At 35.8% G+C, this 17,146-nt stretch carries 14 protein-coding genes and 5 tRNA genes; all 19 read right to left on the minus strand.

The genetic code is table 11. The features are described 5' to 3' along the window. The coding region (locus BLV64_RS14045) for a DUF3467 domain-containing protein (RefSeq protein ID WP_092136664.1) at window positions 1-308 on the minus strand (308 nt) is incomplete at its 3' end. Between the two features lie 178 nt (window positions 309-486). After that, window positions 487-4,788, minus strand: a complete 4,302-nt coding sequence (gene rpoC / locus BLV64_RS14050) for a DNA-directed RNA polymerase subunit beta' (protein WP_092136666.1) — start codon at window positions 4,786-4,788, stop codon at window positions 487-489. A gap of 79 nt (window positions 4,789-4,867) precedes the next feature. Then, window positions 4,868-8,680 (minus strand): DNA-directed RNA polymerase subunit beta, encoded by a 3,813-nt coding sequence (gene rpoB, locus BLV64_RS14055; protein ID WP_092136668.1) that lies wholly within the window; start codon window positions 8,678-8,680, stop codon window positions 4,868-4,870. A 124-nt stretch (window positions 8,681-8,804) separates the two neighbouring features. Further along, entirely contained in the window at window positions 8,805-9,179 is a 375-nt protein-coding gene (rplL, locus tag BLV64_RS14060) for a 50S ribosomal protein L7/L12 (protein WP_092136669.1), read from the minus strand. Between the two features lie 58 nt (window positions 9,180-9,237). Then, window positions 9,238-9,759: a 50S ribosomal protein L10 gene (gene rplJ, locus BLV64_RS14065; RefSeq protein WP_092136671.1), complete on the minus strand. Its 522-nt coding sequence runs from the start codon at window positions 9,757-9,759 to the stop codon at window positions 9,238-9,240. Window positions 9,760-9,777: 18 nt separating this feature from the next. Continuing rightward, window positions 9,778-10,467: a 50S ribosomal protein L1 gene (gene rplA, locus BLV64_RS14070; RefSeq protein ID WP_092136672.1), complete on the minus strand. Its 690-nt coding sequence runs from the start codon at window positions 10,465-10,467 to the stop codon at window positions 9,778-9,780. A 20-nt stretch (window positions 10,468-10,487) separates the two neighbouring features. Next, a complete protein-coding gene (rplK, locus tag BLV64_RS14075) occupies window positions 10,488-10,928 on the minus strand; it encodes a 50S ribosomal protein L11 (RefSeq protein ID WP_092136674.1) in 441 nt (146 codons plus the stop codon). 72 nt (window positions 10,929-11,000) lie between these two features. Beyond that, entirely contained in the window at window positions 11,001-11,555 is a 555-nt protein-coding gene (nusG, locus tag BLV64_RS14080) for a transcription termination/antitermination protein NusG (RefSeq protein ID WP_092136676.1), read from the minus strand. Between the two features lie 11 nt (window positions 11,556-11,566). Then, window positions 11,567-11,764 carry a preprotein translocase subunit SecE gene (gene secE, locus BLV64_RS14085; protein ID WP_092136678.1) on the minus strand — a complete coding sequence of 66 codons (198 nt, stop codon included), beginning with the start codon at window positions 11,762-11,764 and terminating at the stop codon, window positions 11,567-11,569. A gap of 52 nt (window positions 11,765-11,816) precedes the next feature. Beyond that, window positions 11,817-11,889 (minus strand) — tRNA-Trp (locus BLV64_RS14090). Between the two features lie 62 nt (window positions 11,890-11,951). Then, a complete protein-coding gene (gene tuf, locus BLV64_RS14095; protein ID WP_092136680.1) occupies window positions 11,952-13,139 on the minus strand; it encodes an elongation factor Tu in 1,188 nt (395 codons plus the stop codon). A gap of 65 nt (window positions 13,140-13,204) precedes the next feature. After that, window positions 13,205-13,276: transfer RNA gene (locus tag BLV64_RS14100), tRNA-Thr, on the minus strand. A gap of 10 nt (window positions 13,277-13,286) precedes the next feature. Then, window positions 13,287-13,359 (minus strand) — tRNA-Gly (locus BLV64_RS14105). Between the two features lie 34 nt (window positions 13,360-13,393). Then, window positions 13,394-13,475 (minus strand) — tRNA-Tyr (locus BLV64_RS14110). Between the two features lie 67 nt (window positions 13,476-13,542). After that, window positions 13,543-13,616 (minus strand) — tRNA-Thr (locus BLV64_RS14115). Window positions 13,617-13,724: 108 nt separating this feature from the next. Then, window positions 13,725-14,021 carry a ribosome hibernation-promoting factor, HPF/YfiA family gene (gene hpf, locus BLV64_RS14120; protein WP_092136683.1) on the minus strand — a complete coding sequence of 99 codons (297 nt, stop codon included), beginning with the start codon at window positions 14,019-14,021 and terminating at the stop codon, window positions 13,725-13,727. 35 nt (window positions 14,022-14,056) lie between these two features. Further along, window positions 14,057-14,947, minus strand: a complete 891-nt coding sequence (locus BLV64_RS14125) for a tyrosine-type recombinase/integrase (RefSeq protein WP_092136685.1) — start codon at window positions 14,945-14,947, stop codon at window positions 14,057-14,059. A gap of 121 nt (window positions 14,948-15,068) precedes the next feature. Next, entirely contained in the window at window positions 15,069-15,263 is a 195-nt protein-coding gene (rpsU, locus tag BLV64_RS14130) for a 30S ribosomal protein S21 (protein WP_092136687.1), read from the minus strand. A gap of 144 nt (window positions 15,264-15,407) precedes the next feature. After that, window positions 15,408-16,853, minus strand: a complete 1,446-nt coding sequence (locus tag BLV64_RS14135) for a carboxypeptidase-like regulatory domain-containing protein (protein ID WP_092136689.1) — start codon at window positions 16,851-16,853, stop codon at window positions 15,408-15,410. Window positions 16,854-17,146: the final 293 nt, after the last annotated feature.

Genomic DNA, 17,146 nt, shown 5'->3' on the forward strand with positions numbered 1-17,146 from the left:
GGTCCGAAATTCAATGGAATTGGCGGCTGCTCATAATCCTTGATTTCACCATGGGCAGTTTCGAAGCGTTGTATGTTTTCGTTTAAAGCTTTAAGTAATCGCTTAGCATGCTGTGGGGTTAAAATAATTCTAGATTTCACCTTACTTTTAGGTGTTCCAGGCATAATGCTCACAAAATCCACTACAAATTCTGAAACAGAGTGATTTATGATTGCTAAATTAGAATAGGTACCTTCGGCCACCTTCTCATCTAATTCTATATTAATTTGTCCTTGTTTTGTTTTATTATCATTTTTATTTTCTGCCATAGTAGTATTGTTTGTGCTTTCGTTAAAGTGAAAGTCTTTTGATTAATACGTTTATAAAATAAAAAAGTCCTGCTGATAGGCAGGACTTTTTTGTTATTTCAGAGGACCCAACCTGCGTTGGGCTACTTTAGACACCATTTTTAGTACGTTAGAAACGCGTAAACTTGGTAGCTGTTATTTAGTTATAATTAACCTCTTTTTTAGCTTGCATCATTTCGTCGAACTCTTCTTTAGATCCTACGATAATGTTTTCATAAGAACGCATTCCTGTTCCTGCTGGAATTCTGTGTCCTACAATTACATTCTCTTTAAGACCTTCTAAGTGATCTACTTTACCTGCTACTGCTGCTTCGTTAAGAACCTTTGTAGTCTCTTGGAAAGAGGCTGCAGAGATAAATGATTTTGTTTGTAACGATGCTCTTGTAATACCTTGTAAAATTGGTGTTGCTGTCGCTGGTTGAGCATCTCTAGCTTCCACTAGCGCTTTATCCTCACGGCGTAACAATGAATTCTCATCTCTTAATTCGAATGCCGTAATAATCTGACCTTCTTTTAAGTTCGTAGAATCTCCTGCATTTTCAACCACTTTTTTACCAAATATATCGTCGTTTTCTTCGATAAAATCAGATTTATGAACCAATTGGTCTTCTAAGAAGATTGTATCTCCAGAGTCGATAATTCGAACTTTACGCATCATTTGTCTTACAACAACTTCGAAGTGCTTATCGTTAATTTTCACACCTTGTAATCTATACACTTCTTGAACCTCATTCACTAAGTACTGTTGTACTGCTGCAGGGCCTTTAATGTTTAAGATATCATTTGGCGTAATAGAACCATCAGATAAAGGCATACCCGCTTTTATGAAATCATTTTCTTGAACAAGAATCTGACTTGATAATTTAACTAAGTACTTCTTAACATCTCCTAATTTAGATTCTACAATAATCTCACGATTACCTCTCTTAATTTTTCCGAAAGATACCACACCATCTATTGCACTAACAACTGCTGGGTTAGAAGGGTTACGCGCTTCGAATAACTCGGTAACACGTGGAAGACCTCCTGTAATATCTCCTGATTTTGCCGATCTACGAGGGATTTTAACTAAGACTTTACCAATCTTAACTTTTTCTCCATCGTCAATCATAATATGGGCACCAACTGGTAAGTTGTAAGAACGTATAGCGTTTCCTTTACTGTCTTCAACAATAAGTGTTGGTATTAATTTTTTATTTCTAGACTCTGAAATTACTTTTTCTTGGAAACCAGTTTGCTCATCAATTTCTACTTGGTAAGTAACCCCTTGTTCGATATTCTCATATCTCACTTTTCCAGCAAATTCAGAAATAATTACACCGTTATATGGATCCCAAGAACAAACAACATCACCAGCTTTTAAGGTATCTCCATTTTTAACTAAAATGGTAGAACCGTAAGGAATATTATTTGTACTTAAAGTAATTCCGGTTTTCTTATCTACTAATTTAAGTTCAGATGTTCTAGAGATAACGATATCTACATCATTTCCTTCAGCATCTTGACCTTTTACAGTTTTCAATTCTTCGATTTCCGCTTTACCATCGTATTTAACAGTAAGTTTATTCTCTTCAGAAATGTTACCTGCAATACCTCCCACGTGGAAAGTACGAAGTGTTAACTGTGTACCTGGCTCTCCAATAGATTGTGCGGCTACTACACCAACAGCTTCCCCACGTTGAACCATCTTATTTGTCGCTAAGTTACGTCCGTAACATTTAGCACAGATTCCTTTTTTAGCTTCACAACTTAATGGTGAACGTACTTCTACACTATCAACTGGTGATTTTTCAATCTTAGCAGCAATAGCATCATCAATAAGATCTCCAGCGGCAACTAATAACTCATCTGTAACCGGATTAAAGACATCGTTAAGTGCTACACGACCAACAATACGGTCTTGTAATTTCTCGATAACTTCATCATTTTTCTTCAATGGCGTTACTTCTACACCTCTTAATGTACCACAGTCTACACTGTTTACAATAACATCTTGAGATACATCTACTAAACGACGTGTTAAGTAACCTGCATCGGCAGTTTTTAATGCGGTATCGGCAAGACCTTTACGCGCACCGTGAGTAGAAATAAAGTATTCTAAAATTGAAAGTCCCTCTTTAAAGTTAGATAAAATCGGGTTTTCAATAATCTCTCCACCACCGGCGTTAGATTTTTTAGGTTTCGCCATTAATCCACGCATACCTGTTAACTGACGAATCTGTTCTTTCGATCCACGTGCTCCAGAATCAAGCATCATATATACCGAGTTAAACCCTTGTTGGTCTTCTCGGATACGTTTCATAGATAGCTCTGTTAACTCTGCGTTTGTAGACGTCCAGATATCAATAACTTGGTTATAACGTTCGTTATTAGTAATAAGTCCCATGTTATAGTTCACCATAATACCATCTACTTTCGCATTGGCACTATCAATCATAGATTGCTTTTCTGGTGGAATAATAATATCTCCTAAACTAAATGAAAGACCACCTTGGAATGCAAATTTGTATCCTAAAGTTTTAATTTCATCTAAGAAAGCAGCCGTTTCCGGTACACTTGTTACTTTAAGTATGTCACCAATAATATCTCTTAACGATTTTTTGGTTAATACTTCGTTGATATATCCTGCTGCAGCTGGTACTTTTTCGTTGAAAAGTACACGACCTACAGTTGTTTCAATAATTTGAGGTACTAATTCTCTCTCTTCATTAAAGTCGATTGTTCTTACTTTAATTTGCGCGTTAAGATCTACACGTTGCTCATTATAAGCAATGTTTACTTCTTCTGCAGAGTAGAATGTTAACCCTTCACCTTTAACTTTAACTTCTGGTGTAGACGTACGTAACTTGGTCATATAGTATAAACCAAGTACCATATCCTGAGAAGGTACTGTTACTGGTGAACCATTTGCAGGGTTTAAGATATTATGAGATGCCAACATTAATAACTGACATTCTAAAATAGCTTCTGGTCCTAATGGTAAATGCACCGCCATTTGATCCCCATCGAAATCGGCATTAAAGGCTGTACACACTAATGGGTGTAATTGTATCGCTTTACCTTCAATAAGTTTTGGCTGGAAAGCCTGAATACCTAAACGGTGAAGCGTAGGAGCACGGTTTAGTAATACTGGATGTCCTTTAAGAACGTTTTCCAAGATATCCCAAACTACAGGCTCTTTTTTGTCTATAATTTTCTTCGCTGATTTTACAGTCTTTACAATTCCTCTTTCGATTAATTTACGAATGATGAATGGTTTGTAAAGTTCGGCAGCCATGTTTTTAGGAAGACCACATTCGAATAATTTTAATTCTGGTCCTACAACAATTACAGAACGTGCAGAATAATCAACACGCTTACCAAGTAAGTTTTGACGGAAACGTCCTTGCTTACCTTTAAGTGAATCTGAAAGTGATTTTAATGGTCTGTTAGAATCTGTTTTTACAGCAGATGACTTACGTGTGTTGTCTAATAATGAATCTACAGATTCTTGTAACATACGTTTTTCGTTACGCAAGATCACTTCAGGAGCTTTAATCTCAACTAAACGCTTTAAACGGTTGTTACGAATAATTACACGACGGTATAAATCATTTAAATCAGAAGTTGCAAAACGTCCACCATCTAAAGGCACTAAAGGTCTTAATTCTGGCGGAATAATTGGCACAACTTTTAAGATCATCCATTCTGGACGGTTCTCTCTGTTTTCGTTAGATTCACGTAAAGCTTCAACGACTTGAAGACGTTTTAAAGCCTCTGTTTTACGTTGTTTAGACGTTTCAGTGTTTGCTTTATGACGTAATTCGTATGATAACGTATCTAAATCAATTCTTGATAATAACTCGATTAAACACTCAGCACCCATTTTAGCTATAAACTTATTAGGGTCTGTATCTTCAAGATAGTTATTATCTTGAGGAAGAGTTTCCATAATATTTAGGTACTCTTCTTCAGTTAAGAAGTCCATTTTTTGTAATGGTTCTCCTTCGGCATTTTTAGCATTACCTGGTTGAATAACTACGTAACGTTCGTAGTATATAATCATATCTAATTTCTTAGATGGTAAGCCTAATAAATACCCTATTTTGTTTGGTAAAGAACGGAAATACCAGATATGCGCAACAGGCACAACTAAGTTGATGTGTCCTACGCGATCACGACGTACTTTCTTTTCTGTTACCTCTACACCACAACGGTCACAAACAATACCTTTGTAGCGAATTCTTTTATATTTACCACAAGCACATTCGTAGTCTTTTACAGGACCAAAAATTCGCTCACAGAATAAACCATCTCTTTCTGGTTTATGTGTACGATAATTAATAGTTTCAGGTTTTAAAACCTCACCTCTAGATTCCGCTAAAATAGACTCTGGTGATGCTAAACCTATGGAGATTTTATTAAACCTCTGTACTGTATTCTTATCTTGTTTTTTTGCCATAATGCTGAATACTTTTGTTGTTTTATAGTTGAAGTTTGCACTTCAATCTAAAAGATTCCCGCTTTCGCGGGAATATCTATTATTCCTCTAATCTAATGTCTAATCCTAATCCTTTCAATTCGTGCATAAGTACGTTGAAAGATTCTGGTAATCCTGGATCTGGCATTGGTTCACCTTTTACGATTGCTTCGTAAGTTTTAGCTCTACCAACAACATCATCCGATTTCACAGTTAAGATTTCTCTTAGAGTACTCGATGCACCGTATGCCTCAAGTGCCCATACTTCCATCTCTCCAAAACGCTGACCACCAAATTGTGCTTTACCACCAAGAGGTTGTTGTGTAATTAATGAGTATGGTCCTATAGAACGTGCGTGCATTTTATCGTCTACCATATGCCCTAATTTAAGCATATAGATAACTCCTACTGTTGCAGGTTGATCAAAACGTTGACCTGTTCCTCCATCGTATAAGTACGTATGTCCGTATCTTGGAATTCCAGCTTCATCGGTAAGTGCATTGATATCATCAATTTCTGCACCATCAAAAATTGGTGTCGCATAAGTACGTCCTAATTTTTGTCCAGCCCATCCTAATACTGTTTCATAAATCTGCCCAATGTTCATACGAGATGGTACACCAAGCGGGTTTAGTACGATATCTACAGGTGTTCCGTCTTCTAAGAAAGGCATATCTTCTTGACGAACAATACGAGCAACAATACCTTTGTTACCGTGACGTCCTGCCATTTTATCCCCTACTTTAAGCTTACGTTTCTTAGCGATATAAACCTTAGCAAGTTTAATAATACCTGCTGGTAATTCATCTCCGACAGAAATCGTAAACTTCTCACGACGTAAAGATCCTTGTAAATCGTTTTCTTTAATCTTATAGTTGTGAATTAAATCGGCAACTAATTTATTTGTGTGCTCATCTGTTGTCCAAGTACCACCAGTTAAGTGCGTATAATCGTCAACAGCGTTTAACATCTTAAGCGTAAATTTCTTACCTTTTGGTAATACTTCTTCACCTAAATCGTTAAAGATACCTTGAGACGTTTTTCCTCCTACAATAGCGAAAAGCTTATCGACTAAAACAGCCTGTAACTCATCGAATTTTGTATTATAAAGGGTCTCTAATTGAGCGATATCTTCTTTATCTTGAGCTCTCTTACGTTTATCTTTAACCGCACGAGCAAATAATTTTTTATTAATAACAACACCGTGTAATGAAGGTGATGCTTTTAATGAAGCGTCTTTTACATCTCCAGCTTTGTCACCAAAGATAGCACGTAATAACTTTTCTTCTGGAGTTGGGTCACTTTCACCTTTAGGTGTAATTTTTCCAATTAAAATATCTCCAGGCTTCACTTCGGCTCCAATACGAATCATTCCATTTTCATCAAGGTCTTTTGTAGCCTCTTCAGAAACGTTAGGAATATCGTTTGTTAACTCCTCGTTACCTAATTTTGTATCTCTTACATCAAGAGAGTACTCATCAATATGAATCGATGTAAAGATGTCTTCGCGAACTACTTTTTCAGAAATTACAATCGCATCCTCAAAGTTATACCCTTTCCAAGGCATAAAGGCTACTTTCATATTTCGTCCTAAAGCTAATTCTCCTTTTTCAGTAGCATACCCTTGAGATAATACTTGTCCTTTTTTAACTATATCTCCTTTCTTAACGATAGGTTTTAAGTTAATAGACGTCCCTTGGTTTGTCTTTCTGAATTTTACTAAAGGATAAGACTTCGTATCACTTTCGAAACTTACTTTAGCTTCATCTTCTGTTCTTTCGTATTTGATAACGATTTCGTTAGCATCTACATACTCTACAACTCCAGTTCCTTCGGCATTAATTAACACACGAGAATCTGATGCTACTTTTCTTTCTAATCCTGTTCCAACAATTGGTGCTTGCGGACGTAATAATGGTACAGCCTGACGCATCATGTTAGATCCCATTAACGCACGGTTGGCATCATCATGTTCTAAGAACGGAATTAAAGATGCTGAAATAGACGAAATCTGGTTTGGTGCAACATCGGTATAATCCACTTTTGACGGTTCGATTACCGGGAAGTCACCTTCCATACGTGCAATAACTTTATCGTGAAGAATTTTACCATTCTCATCAACTTTTACCGTTGCTTGAGCGATTAATTTCTCCTCTTCTTCTTCAGCACTTAAATAAATAGGTTCGCTTTTAATATCTACAACCCCATCTGTTACCTTACGGTATGGTGTTTCGATGAATCCCATAGGGTTCACCTTAGCATATACAGATAAAGAAGATATTAATCCAATATTTGGTCCCTCAGGCGTTTCAATTGGACATAAACGACCGTAGTGCGTATAGTGAACATCACGTACTTCGAAACCTGCTCTTTCTCTTGATAAACCTCCAGGTCCTAATGCTGATAAACGACGCTTGTGCGTAATTTCGGCAAGAGGATTGGTTTGATCCATAAATTGAGACAACTGATTTGTACCAAAGAATGAATTAATAACTGAAGACAAGGTCTTCGCATTAATTAAATCTATAGGTGTAAATACTTCGTTATCACGAACGTTCATACGTTCACGAATAGTACGCGCCATACGCGCTAAACCAACTCCAAACTGTTGAGATAATTGCTCTCCTACTGTACGTACACGACGGTTAGATAAGTGATCAATATCATCAATCTCTGCTTTAGAGTTAATTAATTCGATTAAATATTTTATAATAGTAATAATATCTTCTTTGGTAAGCACTTGCTTATCCATTCCGATATCCAACTGTAATTTCTTATTCATTCTATAACGTCCAACTTCTCCTAAAGAGTAACGTTGGTCACTAAAGAATAATTTGTCAATAATTCCACGTGCAGTCTCCTCATCTGGCGGCTCAGCATTACGTAGTTGACGGTAGATGTGTTCAACAGCCTCTTTTTCTGAGTTTGTTGGATCTTTTTGAAGGGTGTTATGAATAATTGCGTAATCGCCTTGTTCAGCACTTTCTTTATGTAAAAGAATGGTTTTAACACCTACTTCTAAGATTTCTTCGACGTTCTCTTTATCTAAAACAGTATCACGGTCTAATACGATTTCATTTCTTTCAATAGATACTACTTCTCCAGTATCTTCGTCTACGAAATCTTCATGCCATGTATTTAATACACGTGCAGCTAATTTACGTCCTAAATATTTTTTAAGACCAGATTTTGAAACCTTCACCTCTTCGGCTAGGTCAAAAATCTCTAAAATATCTTTATCACGTTCAAAGCCTATTGCTCTAAACAGTGTTGTTACTGGTAATTTTTTCTTTCTATCAATGTACGCATACATGACTTGATTAATATCAGTAGCGAATTCGATCCAAGATCCTTTAAAAGGAATAACTCTTGCTGAATATAATTTAGTTCCATTAGCATGGAAAGACTGACCAAAGAATACACCAGGTGATCTGTGTAATTGAGATACAACTACACGCTCGGCACCATTGATACAGAAAGTACCAGAAGGTGTCATATAAGGTATAGTACCTAAGTATACATCTTGAACGATAGTTTCGAAATCTTCGTGTTCAGGATCGGTACAATAAAGTTTTAATCTTGCTTTAAGTGGAACGCTATAAGTAAGTCCACGCTCGATACATTCTTCAATGCTATATCTTGGTGGGTCTATGAAGTAATCTAAGAATTCTAAAACGAATTGATTACGAGTGTCTGTTATTGGAAAGTTTTCCAGAAAGGTGTTGTATAGCCCTTCATCACCTCTTTCTTCAGATTTTGTTTCTAACTGGAAAAAATCCTGGAAGGACTTTATTTGAATATCCATAAAATCTGGATACTCAGTTCTATTGATAATAGACGAGAAATTTAATCTTTCAGCTTGTGTTACTAACATCAATGGACGAAATTTTGATTAAAAAAAAATGTTTGTTTATAGCTCGTGGCTATATACGACAAATGGTCTAGGTCTGAGAGCCACTGCTCCAGACCTAAACCTTTGTTAATTTTCTGTGTAAAGCTTACTTAAGCTCAACCTCTGCTCCTGCTTCTTCTAACTGTGCTTTTAATGCTTCAGCTTCATCTTTAGAAACAGCTTCTTTGATAGCACTTGGTGCATCGTCAACTAAACCTTTAGCTTCTTTTAATCCTAAACCAGTTAATTCTTTAACTAATTTTACAACAGCTAACTTAGCGCTACCTGCTGATTTTAAGATTACGTCAAACTCAGTTTGAGCTTCTCCAGCGTCATCTCCGCCAGCAGCAGGACCTGCCATAGCTACTGCAGCAGCAGCTGGTTCGATACCGTACTCATCTTTTAATATAGTTGCTAATTCGTTAACTTCTTTTACTGTAAGGTTAACTAATTGTTCTGCGAAATCTTTTAAATCTGCCATTTTTCTACCGTTTTAATTTTAATTTAATATATGTTTGTGTAAGTGCGTACTTATTTGTTTATCCCTCTTTCTGAGATAATGTTTTAAGAATTCCTGAAAGTTTTCCTCCACTTGATTTAAGTGCAGAAACAACATTCTTAGCAGGAGATTGTAATAATCCAACAATTTCTCCGATTAATTCTTCTCTAGATTTGATATCAACTAAAGCGTCTAATTGGTTATCGCCAATGTAAACTTCTTCTTCTATAAAAGCACCTTTTAAAAGTGGCTTTTCTGATTTCTTTCTAAAAGCTTTAATAACCTTCGCTGGAGCGTTTCCAGTTTCAGAGTACATTACTGATGTATTTCCTTTTAAAGTCGATGGTAAGTCTCCAAAATCTCTATCTGAAGCTTCCATTGCTTTTTCAAGTAATGTATTTTTTACTACTGCTAATTTTACGTTTGCTTTAAAACAAGCACGACGTAAATTTGAAGTATTTGCTGCGTTTAATCCTGAGATATCTGCTAAATATATATTTGCATTCTCTGCTAATTGTGCAGTTAATTCTTCAATTACTTGTGATTTTTCTTCTCTTGTCATAATATAAAGTTTTAACTACTAACCAATTTTAGTGTCAACAGCTATACTCGGACTCATTGTGCTAGACATATAAATGCTCTTCACATAAACTCCTTTCGCCGCAGTTGGTTTAAGTTTCATTAATGTTGTTAATAATTCGTTTGCGTTTTCCTGAATTTTCTCAGCACTAAAAGATGCTTTTCCAATTGCAGCGTGAACGATTCCTGTTTTATCAACTTTAAAATCAATCTTACCTGCTTTTACTTCTGTAACTGCTTTAGCTACGTCCATTGTTACAGTACCTGTTTTTGGGTTTGGCATTAAACCACGAGGACCTAATACACGTCCTAAAGGACCTAATTTACCCATAACACTTGGCATAGTAATGATAACGTCTACATCTGTCCAACCACCTTTAATTTTATCAAGGTACTCATCTAAACCAACGTAATCTGCCCCAGCTTCTTTAGCTTCTGCTTCTTTGTCTGGAGTTACTAATGCTAATACTTTCACATCTTTACCTGTTCCATGAGGAAGAGATACTACACCTCTTACCATTTGGTTAGCTTTTCTAGGATCTACTCCTAAACGAACTGCTAAATCTACAGAAGCATCGAATTTTGTGTTAGTAATTTCTTTTATTAATGCTGAAGCCTCAGTTAAAGAATATACTTTATCCTTCTCTATTTTAGCTTGAGCTTCTTTTTGTTTCTTTGTTAATCTTGCCATTTTTTTAAAATCTTTTTAGGTTAATTAGGTGCATCACCACCTTTAACAGTTATACCCATAGATCTCGCAGTTCCAGCAATCATTTTCATAGCCGATTCGATGTTAAATGCATTTAAATCTTGCATTTTGTCCTCTGCTATTGTTTTCACTTGATCCCAAGAAACCTTTGCTACTTTACGTACATGTGGTTCACCTGATCCTTTTTTTACTTTGGCCGCTTCTAATAATTGTACTGCAGCTGGAGGTGTCTTAATTACAAATTCAAATGATTTGTCTTTGTAAACAGAAATAACAACCGGTAATACTTTACCAGCTTTATCTTGGGTTCTAGCATTAAATTGCTTACAGAACTCCATGATGTTAACTCCAGCAGCACCTAAAGCGGGTCCAACCGGTGGCGACGGATTCGCTGCACCTCCCCTTACTTGTAACTTAACTACTTTACTTAATTCTTTTGCCATTTTTAATAATTTAGTTCGGTATCAATCTAATTTTGGAAGCTTAGATTAATCCCATCTTTATTGTAACAATTATTATATTTTTTCGACTTGCATATAGCTTAGTTCTAAAGGTGTTTTTCTTCCAAAAATCTTCACCATAACTTCAAGCTTGCGTTTCTCTTCGTTGATATTTTCGATAGTACCATCGAACCCATTAAATGGTCCGTCGATAACTTTCACAGTTTCTCCCTTTGTATAAGGAATAGCCACGTGCGAATCTGTATCTACCGTTAACTCATCTACTTTACCTAACATTCTGTTTACTTCAGACTGTCTTAACGGTAAAGGATCGCCCCCCTTAGTTGCACCAAGGAAACCGATAACATTTGTAATAGATTTAATTATATGAGGAATTTCTCCAGACAAGTTAGCCTTAATCATAATATAACCGCTAAAATAAACCTTTTCTTTGTTTATTTTCTTACCATTACGAATTTGAACTACATTCTCTGTAGGAACCAATACTTGCTCTACATAATCTTGAAGACCTAAACGAGCGATTTCATTCTCGATATACGTTTTAATTTTATGCTCTTGACCACTTACTGCTCTTACAACATACCATTTTTTCTCTCCTACTTCAGCCATAAATATTTATCTTATCCGTTGATTAAAGTAAAATAAAAACTTACCACTTTGCTGAAAACAGAATCTACTCCCCAAATTGCTAAAGAGAAGACAATTGAAAATACAGCCACTAAAATAGTTAAGCTTTGTGCTTCAGACCACGGAGTCCAAGTCACATTGTTTTTCAACTCGCCAAATGATTCTTTTACGTAATTTACTATTCCAGCCATTTTTTAATCTATTTTTTAAAAGATAAATTTAAACTTTATCATTTTTATTTTGCACGGGTTGAGAGACTCGAACTCACGACACCTGGTTTTGGAGACCAGTGCTCTACCAACTGAGCTAAACCCGTAGATAAAAGTCAAGGTGCCTTGATTGATCTAGACACCTTAACTTTATATTATTGAGACTTAATTAGTCTAAAATTTCAGTTACCTGACCAGCTCCAACTGTTCTTCCTCCTTCACGGATAGCGAAACGAAGACCAACATTCATTGCAATTGGTTGGATTAACTCAACGTGGATAGTTAAGTTATCTCCTGGCATAACCATCTCAACACCTTCTGGAAGCGAAATGTTTCCTGTTACATCCGTTGTACGAACGTAGAATTGAGGACGGTAGTTATTATGGAATGGAGTGTGACGTCCACCTTCTTCTTTTTTAAGGATATAAACCTCAGCTTTAAATTTAGCGTGTGGTGTTACAGAACCTGGCTTAGTGATAACCATACCTCTAGAGATTTGAGATTTCTCAATTCCTCTTAATAAGATACCAGCGTTATCTCCAGCTTCACCTCTATCTAAAATTTGACGGAACATTTCAATTCCTGTAATAGTAGAAGTTAACTTTTCAGCACCCATACCAATGATCTCAACAGGATCTCCTGTGTTAGCTACACCAGTCTCAATACGACCAGTTGCAACAGTACCACGACCTGTAATAGAGAATACATCTTCGATAGGCATTAAGAAAGGCTTATCCATATCACGTGTTGGCTCTTCAATCCAGTTGTCAACAGCTTCCATTAATTCTAGTAACTTGTCAACCCATTTTTGTTCACCGTTAAGTGCTCCTAGTGCAGATCCTGCAACTACAGGTCCGTTATCACCATCATAGTCATAGAAAGAAAGTAATTCTCTAACTTCCATGTCTACTAACTCTAAAAGCTCTTCATCATCAACCATATCCACTTTGTTTAAGAATACAACGATTCTTGGGATACCTACTTGACGACCTAATAAGATGTGCTCACGTGTTTGTGGCATTGGACCATCTGTAGCCGCAACTACAAGGATAGCACCATCCATTTGAGCAGCACCTGTAACCATGTTCTTTACGTAATCCGCGTGACCTGGACAGTCAACGTGAGCGTAATGACGATTTGCTGTTTGATATTCTACGTGAGACGTATTAATTGTAATACCTCTTTCTTTTTCTTCTGGAGCGTTATCAATTTGATCAAATGATCTTGCTTCTGAAAAACCCGCATCAGCTAATACTTTAGTAATAGCTGCAGTCGTGGTTGTTTTACCGTGATCTACGTGTCCAATTGTACCAATATTTAAGTGTGGTTTTGAACGATCGAAAGTTGCCTTTGCCATGTTTTAATAATTTAATCTTAGTTATATAATAATTAGTGTTCTAATTTTTATTGTCTTTAAAATTGAGCCAATGACGGGAATTGAACCCGTGACCTCTTCCTTACCAAGGAAACGCTCTACCCCTGAGCTACACCGGCTAAATATTAGAGCGAGAGACCGGGTTCGAACCGGCGACATTCAGCTTGGAAGGCTGACGCTCTACCAACTGAGCTACTCTCGCAATTATTTAAAATCCTTTTCAAACTTTAAAATTGTGGGGAGAGCAGGATTCGAACCTGCGAAGACGTAGTCAGCAGATTTACAGTCTGCCCTCGTTGGCCGCTTGAGTATCTCCCCAATTTTAAAACTTATCACTCTTTTAAAGAACTTAACAATCGGTAGTTTCCTACCTTCTGTTTTTTTGAGCCGATGGAGGGACTCGAACCCACGACCTGCTGATTACAAATCAGCTGCTCTAGCCAGCTGAGCTACATCGGCTTTTACTACTTTCTTTACGGATAAAAAAAGTCCGCTATTTCTAACGGACTGCAAATGTATATATTTATTTATTTAATCAAAACATTTTTTGCAAATTTTTTATCATTTTTATGCTCTTAATTTCTCTTTTCGCTTTTTTAGCTGTCTTTCAAGAGAAGCAATAGCACTATCAACACCCTCCTCAAAGGTCTTACATTGCTTTTTCACCACAAAGCTATCACCAGGAACACTTACTTTTGCTTCGAATATTTTATTTTCTTTATTACTAGTATTTTCGACCTTTAAATAAACATCCGATTGGATGATCTTATCATAATACATATCTAACTTATCCATTTTAGTTTGAATAAAATTAAGTAATTTTTGATCTGCGTGAAAATTTACGGATTGTGTGTTCACTTTCATATTTTTAATTTTTAAATTAAACAATTACTACCTGTTTACTTTTTACTTCTAGGGTGGCTATTAGAATACACTTTTTTCAATTCTGAGATACTATTGTGCGTATAGACCTGTGTAGCCGCTAAACTGGCATGCCCCAAAAGCTCTTTGACAGCATTTAAACTTGCCCCTTGATTTAATAAGTGTGTCGCAAACGAATGACGTAATATATGCGGACTCTTTTTTGCTTTCAAGGAAGCTTCACTAAAGTACTCATTAATTATTCTGTACACAAGAGTTTCGTAGATTTTAACGCCTTTTTGGGTTAAAAATAAATAGTTAGAATCTCCGTTGTTTTTAAGTGCTTGACGTTCTTGCAAATACGCTTTAAGCGTTACAATAACACTATCCAATAAGGGAATAAAACGCTCTTTATTTTGTTTCCCGAGAACCTTTATCGTTTTGTTGGAGAAATCGATGCTCGACAATTGTAACCCAATCAATTCACTACGTCGCATTCCCGTAGAATAAAAAAGCTCTATAATTAATTTGTTTCGCAGGCCTTCAAAGGTATTATTGTGAGCTCTTCCATCCAACACCCTATTTACCTCGGCTTCAGAAAAAGGAACTTGAATCTTTTTACTCGTTTTTAACGCTTTGTGTTTTGCTAGCGGATTGACTTCAATAGCTTCCACTTTTAAAAGGAATTTAAAATAGGACTGCAAAGAGGATATTTTACGATTAATACTGCGATTGGAAAGTTTATCTTCTACTAACTCTACAATCCACGATCTAATCTGTGAGTAATTAACATCCGACACCTCAGCATCACTATAGCGCTCTTGTAAAAAGTCTTGAAATTTTTCGATATCTCTAGCATACGCCGTTACGGTATGCTTAGAGTAATTTTTCTCTAGCGTGAGGTAGTCTATAAAAACTTGTAATGACATCTTTCTTAGTCTCAAATTATAATGACTTTTAAAGGTAGTACTTTTAAAAATAACGAGAGATATAAACAAAAAAAAACTCACTATAAACTAGTGAGCTTTTTTCTATAAAGTGTACTTCTAATTATGCATTAGCCGCATCTCTTAATTTCTGAACATATTGTGCTTTTTGAACTTGAGCTCTTTTAGCAACCGAAGGTTTCGTAAATTGCTTATTCTCTTGCAATCTGTTTTTTGTTTGAGTTTGTATAAATTTACGCTTGTAAACTTTTAACGCTCTCTCTATATTTTCTCCGTCTTTTACTGGAATTCTTAACATAGAACCATAACCTCCTCTCTTTTAAAATTTTGGAGTGCAAATATATAAAGGAAATTATAGTATCAAAATGAAAACTTCATTTTTTTAACTATTTCACCAATCCGTACTATTTATCAGCCAAATTCATCCTTTATCCTCTTGAGTTTAGTCTTTAAAAAGCGTTGAGCGTTTCGTTAAATCTTGAATTAATTTCTCATCCTCTTCACTTTCTAAAAAGGTATTATAACTTTCCCAAAAGGTTTTATTATATGGTTTTACCGCAAAAATATCGGCATCCCAAGGCTTGTTTAAGGCTTCTGCTATTTTACCTTCTTCTAAAATGATTTCTGAAAATAATAACTCTTGAACAGCATAATAGAAACGTTCGTCATTATTAGGCTCCATTTCCTGCTGATTTTTAGAATTCGCATTCGCCTGCGCACGTGCTTTTGCTTTAGTCCCTACATTAACCAATTTTGGCGTTTCGTAAGACACAAAATTTGGATACATTCGATCTTGATATTCGATATAATTAATCACTAATTTATGATTAACGGTAGTACCAAATAAGGTTTTACTTCTACTTTTTTGTGCTGGAGATTTCGCTACTAAATTGTATTCAATTCTTTTAATAGCATAGGTATCATAATACACATACAACCAACCCTCGGCACGATATCCCCCATTGTAAATACCTTTGGTTTTTAGGTCGATTAGCTCGCGACCTTCATCAATTTTAATCTTGTAAATTTTTCGTCCGTCATCCACCAAAATAGTATCCAAGACAAAATGATGCGTTTCTAAAATATCTTCACTAAATAACCCTTCTGAAGTATTCGAGTTTCTAACAATATTTAGTTTTCCTTTAAATAGATTCTCTAAACCATTAATTCGCGTATCGTTCCACTTAATCGCTTTTATAAGGTTTGCCGTTTTAATGGTGTCACGACGTAAATTCTTATTTCTTAAATTTAATCTTGGATTTTTATCTTTTAAATAAGCCGTATACGTTAAGGTGCTATCAATATCTCGAAGATCGTAACTTTTTCTAACCTGATCGACGTTAATTTTTAAATTTTTAGCCGCTGGAGACTGGAAACTAGAATCGTATAGGGTAATAGCACTTTCAATAAGCCATTTAAATTCTTTTTTATTTCGCTCTTTATGTCTTAAAAATCCCTTTTGCATGTACGGGTTTTCCGGAAGGTTTTCTGGCAACTCCTTTAAAGCACGCAATACAATATCATTCCCTGTTTTAGGACGCGGTGTAGTTACCAACTGCACCTCTTCTAACGATGCAATATCTTCTTCTAAATAAACTTCTTTAGTATTATCAAAAAGCGCTATAGGCATTTTATAACTTTTATAACCTATAGAAGACACTACTAAGGTATCGTTAATATGAGCCTGCGGCACCAATAACACAAACTTACCATCGGAGTTACTTACTGTACCTATAGTCGTGTTTTGGATATACACACTTGCACTTTCTAAGGGCTCTAAAGTCATAAAATCGACAATCTTATTCTTTAATTCTTGTTGTGAGAATGCCGTCAGACTAAAAGCAAAAAACAATAGACTTAATACAGAAGTGGAAATAGTTGTTTTCATTTTAAAAGATAGTATTTCAATGGGGTTGTTTTATCCGGGTACTTCCCGTTTTTAATCATAAAAAAAATAGGATGCTTGCCAAAATACGAACCTTTTGGCAAACACCCTATTTTATTTTTAATTCCAAATCGTTTTGCTAATGCATCTCTCATTAACATCACACTAATTTCTTAGTGCTTAACCGCTGGCTTGTACTCCTTCTTGTCGATTACCATTTTTGCAAATGGAAAAACCATTTTCGCAAAAACACCAATCACATTAGTGCTTAACCGCTGGCTTGTACTCTTTCTTGT

Source organism: Bizionia paragorgiae (assembly GCF_900107625.1).
Lineage (GTDB): Bacteria > Bacteroidota > Bacteroidia > Flavobacteriales > Flavobacteriaceae > Bizionia > Bizionia paragorgiae.